Origin of the sequence: Pseudoalteromonas sp. TB25, from assembly GCF_000497995.1 — a bacterium.
Classification (GTDB): Bacteria; Pseudomonadota; Gammaproteobacteria; order Enterobacterales; family Alteromonadaceae; genus Pseudoalteromonas; species Pseudoalteromonas distincta.
Window position 1 is genome coordinate 1 of record NZ_AUTI01000283.1, and the last position, 9,112, is coordinate 9,112.

Sequence of the window (9,112 nt, forward strand, 5' to 3'; positions counted from 1 at the left end):
GCCGCCATGTAATCGTTTGATGCAAATACAGCGGTTGGCCTAGGGGATAAATCTAATATGCTGCGTGCACTATCTACACCTGAGTGATAACTAAAGTTACCCTCCTCTACTAAGCGCTCATCAAATTCTATACCATGGCTTGCAAGTGAACGCCTGTAACCTTTAAAACGTTGTTGCGTGGCACTGTGATCTGGATGCCCTTTAATAAAGGCTATAGACTTATGACCGAGGTTAATTAAATGCTCGGTAATCTCAAATGCGCCTTGCTCGTCGTTACTACGCACTGAAATTGAATCATCTTGTAGTAAAGCTGAAGCAACTCTTGCATAAGGAATTTTTTTAGATTTTAAAAAAGAAGCAAGCTCAGCAAAATCACCAAAAGGAGGTGTTAGCACAATGCCATCTAATCGAGAAGTTTGTAGTAATTGCTCAATATTATTTATAAGTGCTTCACCACGAAACTCACAAGGGTGTATCAATAAATTATAGTTGTTTTCTTTACACGCTTCTAAGGCGCCCGTTTGCACTCGGGTAATATAACTTTTACTTGGGTTATCGTATAAACAGCCAATAATAAAGCTACGATTTTGAGCAAGACCTCGTGCAATTGGATTTGGGGTGTAATCAAGCTCTTTAAATACCGCAAGCACCTTTTCTCGGGTGGCGGCACTTACATTAGGCTCATTGTTTAACACGCGTGAGACGGTTTTTTTAGAAACCCCTGCATGGCTTGCTACACTATTTATGGTTACTTTTTTCATCTGTCCATTATCCAAATACAACCTGTAAGACCAAAGCCCTATTTGCTATTGTGTAAACACGCAGCAGCGCCAATAAGCGGTATGTTGTCTTGTGTTACGAGTGTTACAGGGATTTGTCCTGCGTACTGCGACATAATACCCTTTTGCGAAAATCGTTCAACAAAACGACTCTCAAGAAGTCTCGCTTGCATACGAGGTAGTATTCCACCGCCAATAAATAATCCACCTAACGCGCCATAAACAACCGCTAAATCACCGGCAACACTGCCAATCCAATCACAAAACTGGTTTAAGGTTGCATCACACACATCACATTCACCACTATTTGCAAGACTGCTAATTTGTGCGGCATCTAAATTTTTAGCTGTTACACCCTTAACCGCAGACATTGCTTTGTATAAATGCGTTATGCCAGGACCTGAAAAAACTGTTTCGATAGAAACATGGGGATGATCTTTACGTAACTCATTTAATAATAAAGTATCGAGTTCATTAACAGGTGCAAGTGATATATGCCCCCCTTCTGAACTTAGCACTGCGGTAGATTGAGACGTTCTAACTAAGCACGCGGCACCAAAACCAGTACCTGGACCTATAACACCAATGTTTGCGTTATCATCAGCTTGACCTGATTTAACAATGACATTTTGTTTAGGATCTAAGTAAGGGGCAGCGTAAGCAAAGGCAGCAAAATCATTAATGACTTCAAGTTGCTGTAAATCAAAATGAGTTTTAAATTCACTGACGCTAAAATGCCAACCTAAATTGGTTAAATGCACTTGCCCGGCTTTTATTGGCCCTGCAACGGCTAAACATGCGCGTTTGGGTGCAATATGTGGGACTGTTTGTAAGTATTGCTCGAGCGCACTTTCAAGAGAACCAAAGTTGGCACTAGGAAAAATATTAATGTGTTCTATTATAAATTGGTTAGTCTGTTCATTAAAAGCAGTTATTAAAGCAAAGCGGGCATTAGTGCCGCCGACATCAGCAACTAAGATGGGATCAAATTGGGCAGAAGCGTTTGGGCTCATAGTATTATCTCTTTTGTTAAGCGACTCATGCTTATTATTTTACAATGGTGTACCATTGTTATTTATACTTTGAGCTATCACCTCAAAGTAGCTATCACAGTAAAAAATGCTGCCTATAAAGATATAGACAGCGAATACGTTTTGACAACAAAATGATAAAACACTGACATTATGACACCGGTGTCAGGAATTTATCAATAAAAATATACGTTAATTCACAAAAAGCTTGAAATTATTCATCAATAAACGAAAATAACACAATTATTTATCAATTTAATTAAGTTGTAACAATGAAAGGTAAAGCTACCTCATTTGATATTGCCCACTATGCAGGGGTATCTCAATCGACTGTATCTCGCGCTTTACGTAACAGCCACCTTGTTAATGAAGAAACACGCAAGCGTGTTTTCGATATAGCCAAAAAGCTTAATTATAAAGTTGATAAAAATGCGAGTAACCTTCGCACTCAACAAAGTAGTACGCTTGCATTATTGTTGTTTGAAGATCCTACTTCTGACGAGTCCCAAATAAATCCTTTCTTTTTAGCCATGCTTGGCAGTATTACCCGTGCTTGCGCTAAAGAAGGTTACGATTTATTAGTTTCATTTCAATCGGCCAGTGCTGATTGGCAAGCAGACTACGAAGACAGCCACAGAGCTGATGGCATTATTTTACTCGGGTATGGCGATTACATTGATTACCAACCAAAATTTAACACCTTACTTGAACAAAATACTAAGTTTGTTTGCTGGGGTGCAACGGTAGATAACCGTCCCGATTTAACTGTTTGTTGTGATAACTACGGTGGCGGTAAGCTCGCCGCTGAGCACTTTATTGCGCATAGCAGAACTGATTGCGCTTTTATTGGTGACGCCTCTGATCACAGCCCCGAATTTTTTAGTCGTTTTCAGGGTTTTAAAGATGAGCTATTGGCTAACAACGTTAAAATAAATGAGCGTAAAATGGCTAATGCTATCTCTACTGAAGAATCTGGCTATCACGCCACACGCTCACTAATTGCTAATAATATTAAATTTAACGCCTTATTTGCTGCAAGTGACTTAATTGCTATTGGGGCTATACGCGCACTTAAAGAAGCAAATATTAACGTGCCGAAAGATGTTGCGGTAGTCGGCTTTGATAATATAGCCATTGCAAGTTATGTAAACCCACCACTAACTACAATAGAGCAAAACACCACTATTGCTGGGCAAATGTTAGTAGAGAACCTATTAAAACTGATACGTGGTGAAGAAGTTCAAAGCACCCTGTTGCCTCCTATTCTCATTCCTAGAAAGTCAAGCTGAGCCTTCTCTTTCCATGTATATGCCGATTACATCCATTCACATTCGTTTACAAACAAGAAAACCATTTAAAAACAGACAATTAAAAAAAAATTAGCGAAAAAATTCACTTTTAAGGCCCAAAACTGACTGTTTCAGCACCTATTGCGTAGTTACTCACCATTAACCGCATTTACTATTTAGTTTCAATAATGTAAATTTATTGTGATGCTGTATTTCACTTTGTTTAATTTATGATTTATAGCTTAAATAACAATAATATCTCAGGGATTTACATATGTTTAAAACTAAAGCACTATCAAATGCAATAAGATATTCTTTATTGCTAGGATCTGTAGCCTTAGCGCCTAACGCGCTAGCCCAGGAAAATGACTTAAACTCAGACGTTGAACTAGAAGAAGAAGCGCCAGAGCGAATTGTTGTAACAGGTTCGCGTATAAGAAAAGCTGAATTTTCAAATGCATCGCCAATTCAAATTATCAACGGTGACTTATCTCGTGAAATGGGTTTATTTGATGCAGGTTCAATGCTCCAGTCAACCAGCCAAGCGGCTGGTGCTCAAATAGATAATACATTTGGTGGTTTTGTACTAGATAACGGTCCAGGCGCTGCAACAATCGGATTTCGTGGTTTAGGTGCTGAGCGTACTCTTGTACTTATCAACGGTCGAAGAATGGCTCCCGCAGGTGTAGGTGGTGCGCCAACTTCACCTGATTTGAACTTGATACCAGGTGTAATGATTGAGCGTGTAGAGAATTTATTTGATGGCGCATCAACCGTTTATGGTTCTGATGCGGTAGCGGGTGTAGCTAACGTAATATTAAAAAAAGATGTTGAAGGCTTTATTTTTGATGCATCTTACCGTCAACCTAAAGGTGAAGGCGGTGAAGAAACTGTACTTTCGGGTATGTGGGGCAAAACCATGGATAATGGTTTTATCACCGTTGGTGTTGAATATTCAGAACAGAAATCTCAATCTTTAGCTGGCAACCCTTTTGTTAAAGGGTGTGAAGAGCGTATTTGGGAAGCTGAAGATGGCAGTATCGTAACCCGAAACAGTGGCTATGGTCCTGTAGCAAGCGGTGAAGATTCATGTGACATTTTCCCTCTAACAAACCGTATTAGCGTACCATCTTTCTTTGGTAGTGTTTATTATACACCTGACTTTACAAACACTGGTATTCCAAACTTCAGTGAATCAACTGTACCATCAAGTCTTGAAGGATTTTTACCTTCATGGGTAGCGGGCGATTTTGATGGCGATGGTATCAACGATGGTGTATTTGTAGATGGTAACGGCGATGGTTTCCGTGACGTTGATTTCCAAGACCCTCTATACGCTTTCCAACAATCTGATTACTACAAAAGCGGTGATTACAGAAGTAAAAATGAACGTATTTCACTAATGCTTAATGGTGAATATAACTTCCAAGATGATAACGATACAACTTTCTACTACGAAGGTTTATACGCTAGTCGTAAATCACCAATTTTTAGTCCAGGTGCACAGATATTCCAACAAGTAGCGGCATCAAACCCATATAACCCTTGTGGAACAAACGGTATTGACTGTTTTGGCGTGTTAGGTGTGGGCCCTGGTGGACCAGAAGCCGTTCAGCCAATCATCAATATTCGTGGTGACCGTGATCAAACTGAGGTTGAAGTTTCACAATATCGCTTAGTTACTGGTGTTACTGGTAATCTTGGTATGTTTGAAAACATCGGCTTAGACAATTGGTACTACGACGCATCTGTATCGTACAGCGCATCAAAAGGTACTGACCACCGTGTTGGTATTGATGAAGAGCGCTTAATTAACTCATTAGAAACCGCTGTTCTTAATGATGATGGTACTGTTACCTGTGGTACCGGTTCTGATGGATGTGTTCCTGTTAATTTATTTGCAGATAGTATTTATCAAGAAGGTGGCGGTACGCTTTCACCTGAAGAAGCTGCTTACTTGTTTATCGACCGCGATATCGAAACTAAAGTAAACCAGTTTGTTTTCAATGCATTCATGGGTGGTGATTTCTTCGCATTACCATGGAACAACGAAACTGTTGCAGGTATCGTTGGGGTTGAATATCGTCGTGATGAAATTGAATCAAATCCAAATGCTGCTGCATCTCAAGGCTTACTATGGGGCTATTTTGCTGACCAAGGCGCTGATGGCTCACGTAACTTAAAGGAAATATTCACAGAAGTTGAATTCCCTTTACTTAAAGGTGTTAAAGGCGCTGAAGAACTTACATTTACAGCTTCTGGCCGTGTTTCTGAAGAATCTTTCTACGATGCAGAATCAACTTATAGTCTTAAAACAATTTACCGTCCTGTTGAGTGGTTTACTCTACGTGCAACAAAAGGTACTTCGTACAGAGCACCTAACCTACGCGAGCGTTTCTTAAACGGTACGTCTGGTTTTAATACAGTTGCCGATCCATGTGTTGTTCCGGAAGATGCTCGTAATATCGACCCATTGAACCCAGGTTCAGCAGCTACATATAATGCAGCAGAAGAAACACGTGATACAGCTGTACTAAACGCTTGTCAAGCATCAGGTATTGATCCAACTACTCTTGGTTTAGGTCAAAATGGAACTGACTCATACACTGCAGCTTACAGCGCTGAGATTGAAACTGGCGGTACAACTGAGCTTAGTGCTGAAACATCAGTGGCTAAAACATACGGTTTTATCTTTGAACAACCGTTCACTGATGCATTTGATTTAACAATGTCATTAACCCGCTTTGATATTGAAGTAACGAATAGTATTGCAGAGCCAAGCGCTGGTTACAGTATTGGTCAGTGTTATTCTGCTGATGGTAATGATGCTTTCTGTAGCCGTATCGGACGTGACGAAAATGGTCAAATTGATTTAGTTGATGCTAGCTTTATCAATATTGGTTTAATCTCATCTAAAGGTTTTGATTACAATATCTACTTTGAAACAGATACAGTAATCGCAGAAGAAAACCTAGGTATTACACTAGATCTTCAAGCTACTCGCATGACAGAGCAAGTTTTTGACGTGCTTGGTACTATTGATGACAATATGGGCGAGCCAGATTCTCCGGAATGGCGTGGTACCGCTCGCTTACAACTTAAATACTCTGATTTTAGATTTAACTGGGAAACGCGTTTCATCGGTAAAGGTCGTGAAGATGAGGATGATTTAGGTGAATTTGAAGAAGGCACTGCAGGTTGTCGTGGTTTAACTGACGCTAACGGTGAAGCACTTAAATGTCGCCCAGTTGGTTTCACCGATGACTACTTTGTACATAATATCGGTATGACTTGGTCTAACGATGCTTATAAAGTGAACTTTGGTGTTCGTAACGTGTTTAATGAAGCTCCTCCTAAAGTAGATCCAAGTGGTTCTTTTTCAAACACTAATATCCCTCTAGGTGTTGGTTATGACACTTCAGGTCGTAGCCCATACATCAGTTTTACAGCTTCTTTTTAATTAGAATTGGCTGAGTAAATATTCAATCCAGATGGCCTAAAATTTTAGGCCATTTTTTTTGAGGGAATAAAAATGAAATTTAAAAAAAGAATATTAGTAGGATTAACCCTACTAGGCCTATCTTCTTTTGCTAATAGCGAAACTGAAGATGCGGCACAAGTAAGCAGTATTGATGCTTTCTCAATGTCATCTGCTATACGCAGTGTTGTAGCATCACCTGATGGTAAGAAGCTTGCTATTTTAAGAGCGACTACTAAAAATGGTGACTATATAATTGAGATAAGAGATCCAAATAACCTAGATGCAGAGCCTGTAAGATTAGGCGCTGATAAAATGCTAATATCTTCAATCGTCTGGTTAAACGATGAAAAACTTGGCGTTATGTTTAGGCAAATATTAGAAGATGGAAGTCGCAAATACTGGGTTAATAAGTTTGCAATAACCGATGCAGATGGTAAAGGCGACTGGCTATTACCATTTAAGAAAAAACGAAATGTTCAATTTAATATAATAAATATACTTCCTGACAAAAAAGATGAAGTATTAGTAGAGGTTGATATTAATAATAACTACATTCCAGATGTAGTGCGCTTTAATATTAATACTGGACGAAGCGTTACTGTAATGCGCGGAAATGAAAAAGTATCAGGCTCATTCGTTTCTGACTACGACGGTGAAATAAGAATAGCCCAAGGTTGGAATAAGTCTGATAACGCAATCGATTATTATGCCCGAGATAAAGGTAATGATGATTGGAAAGTAATTAAGCAAGTTAGTCCTAAAAAGCGTGAAAACTTTGAGATTTTAGGGTTTGCGAAAGGTAACCCTAACGAAGTTTATGTTAATGCCAACTTAGGCGAAAATACGACTGGCATTTATATTTATAATATTAAAACAGGTCAGTATTCTGAACGTCAATTTGGTCTTAAGTCTGTAGATACCGATGGTGTTATACTTGATACCGACGGCACCTTACAAGGCTTTCGCTATACAACTAAGCAACCTAAGTTTTATTTCACAGATCCTAACCTACAAGCACTTAACGAATCTGTTGCGTCTTTATTTAAAGGTAAATTTGTACAAATCATCAGTAGCTCTGATAACGATAATGTATTAGTAGTGAGAGTATCTGCTGACGATAACCCTGGCAGCTATTACATTGTTACTAATAAACAGAAGTTAACTAAGATTGGTGATCGCCTTCCGTTTATTGATAAAAGTAAATTAGGAACCGTTAAATATATCTCTTATAAAGCAAGAGATGGACGTAAAATAAAAGCATACGTAACTATTCCTGCAACTAAAGGTCCTCACCCCGCAATAGTACTCCCTCACGGTGGTCCTTGGGTTCGTGACTCTGTTGTATTTGATGACTGGGCACAGTTACTCGCCTATCATGGTTACGTAGTTATTCAACCAAACTACCGAGGTTCTACAGGTTACGGTCTGGAGCATTGGATAGCCGGTGATAATAACTGGGGCTTGAAAAAACAAGATGATTTAGATGACGCCGCACAATATTTAATAGATAAAGGTTTAGCAACAAAAGATAAGCTTGCTTTATTTGGTTGGAGTTATGGTGGTTATGCTGCATTTGCTGCATCTATGCGTGAAAACAACATATATAAATGTGTTGTTGCCGGTGCGGGTGTAAGTGATTTAAGTCGTATCAATGCAACTCTTAACGAAAATCGCTTTTTAAGTATCTTACAACGCCCTACTATTACTGGTGTCTCTCCTGTAGAGCAAGTAAATAAAGTAAATATTCCTATACTGGTTGTACATGGCGATATCGACAGTCGTGTTCCAGTAAAACACAGTAGAGACTTTGTATCTGAGCTTGAAAAGTACAAAAAAGACTTTAAATATATTGAGCTAGAAGATGCTGATCACTTTTCTGATACGCTTTTCTACGATCATAAAAAAGAGTTTTATACAGAGTTGTTATCTTGGTTTGATAATAAATGTGGCCTCAAATAATGTAATAAAAGGGTGGCATTCATTTCATATGAAGAGCACCCTTCATATCAAATCGCCTAATTAGGTGATCTATTTTGAGGTAAGAAAATCGTACTGATAACAAGATAAAAATTTCGTTATCTAGTTATTACCAACAAATAATTAAGTATTATTGCTGATTCATATTAGTTTAAATACAGAATAACTGAATAGTAAAAAAGGCTTCTAAATTTATTTAGAAGCCTTTTTAATAACTGCAGCTTGCTTTATATTAGTCTTTAAGTGACTCGCCAACCACTGGATAATAATCCCATACTTGTTTATCACTGAGTGAGCGTACAAGCTTAATGTATTCTGCATGTGTCCATGCAAGTGGCGTTGCTGAGTTTGTGCCCTCGCCTAACGCATGACCAGCTTTATTTACACCTACACCATCCCATACTTGCTCTGGTAGCATTAGCCCTTTATTGGCAAATTGCTCCAAACCTTTAACATAACTATTTTTAATTTGCGCTTGTTTAGCATCATCAAAGGCGTTGTTTGCGTTAGCTGCTGCTATTTCATAGTGGCCACGTTCACCTGTGAAAAACGGCC

General features: G+C 38.8%; 6 protein-coding genes. 3 read left to right on the forward strand and 3 right to left on the reverse strand.

Annotated features, from left to right (window positions below; translation table 11 throughout):
• Both L652_RS0109805 and glk read right to left on the reverse strand, forming a co-directional pair.
• The coding region (locus L652_RS0109805) for a LacI family DNA-binding transcriptional regulator (RefSeq protein ID WP_024603430.1) at positions 1-761 on the reverse strand (761 nt) is incomplete at its 3' end.
• A gap of 38 nt (positions 762-799) precedes the next feature.
• Positions 800-1,792, reverse strand: coding sequence for a glucokinase (gene glk, locus L652_RS0109810; protein ID WP_002959751.1), 993 nt, complete (start codon positions 1,790-1,792; stop codon positions 800-802).
• 290 nt (positions 1,793-2,082) lie between these two features.
• Between glk and L652_RS0109820 the strand changes: the two genes are divergently transcribed.
• From L652_RS0109820 to L652_RS0109830, 3 genes are all read left to right on the forward strand, one after another.
• On the forward strand, positions 2,083-3,099 hold the full coding sequence (locus tag L652_RS0109820; protein ID WP_024596123.1) for a LacI family DNA-binding transcriptional regulator: 1,017 nt from the start codon (positions 2,083-2,085) through the stop codon (positions 3,097-3,099).
• A gap of 274 nt (positions 3,100-3,373) precedes the next feature.
• Positions 3,374-6,559 (forward strand): TonB-dependent receptor, encoded by a 3,186-nt coding sequence (locus tag L652_RS0109825; protein WP_024596124.1) that lies wholly within the window; start codon positions 3,374-3,376, stop codon positions 6,557-6,559.
• A 72-nt stretch (positions 6,560-6,631) separates the two neighbouring features.
• Complete coding sequence (locus L652_RS0109830; protein WP_024596125.1) at positions 6,632-8,539, forward strand: prolyl oligopeptidase family serine peptidase; 1,908 nt, start codon at positions 6,632-6,634, stop codon at positions 8,537-8,539.
• Positions 8,540-8,789: 250 nt separating this feature from the next.
• Here the strand turns inward: L652_RS0109830 and L652_RS0109835 are convergent.
• Positions 8,790-9,112, reverse strand: a 323-nt coding sequence (locus tag L652_RS0109835; protein ID WP_024603431.1) for a glycoside hydrolase family 15 protein, incomplete at its 5' end; no start/stop codon positions are given.

Excerpts from the sequence above, each read along its gene's own strand:
- L652_RS0109830 (WP_024596125.1), top strand. The coding sequence starts at position 6,632 with ATGAAATTTAAAAAAAGAATATTAGTAGGATTAACCCTACTAGGCCTA.
- glk (WP_002959751.1), bottom strand. The coding sequence starts at position 1,792 with ATGAGCCCAAACGCTTCTGCCCAATTTGATCCCATCTTAGTTGCTGAT.
- L652_RS0109825 (WP_024596124.1), top strand. The coding sequence starts at position 3,374 with ATGTTTAAAACTAAAGCACTATCAAATGCAATAAGATATTCTTTATTG.
- L652_RS0109820 (WP_024596123.1), top strand. The coding sequence starts at position 2,083 with ATGAAAGGTAAAGCTACCTCATTTGATATTGCCCACTATGCAGGGGTA.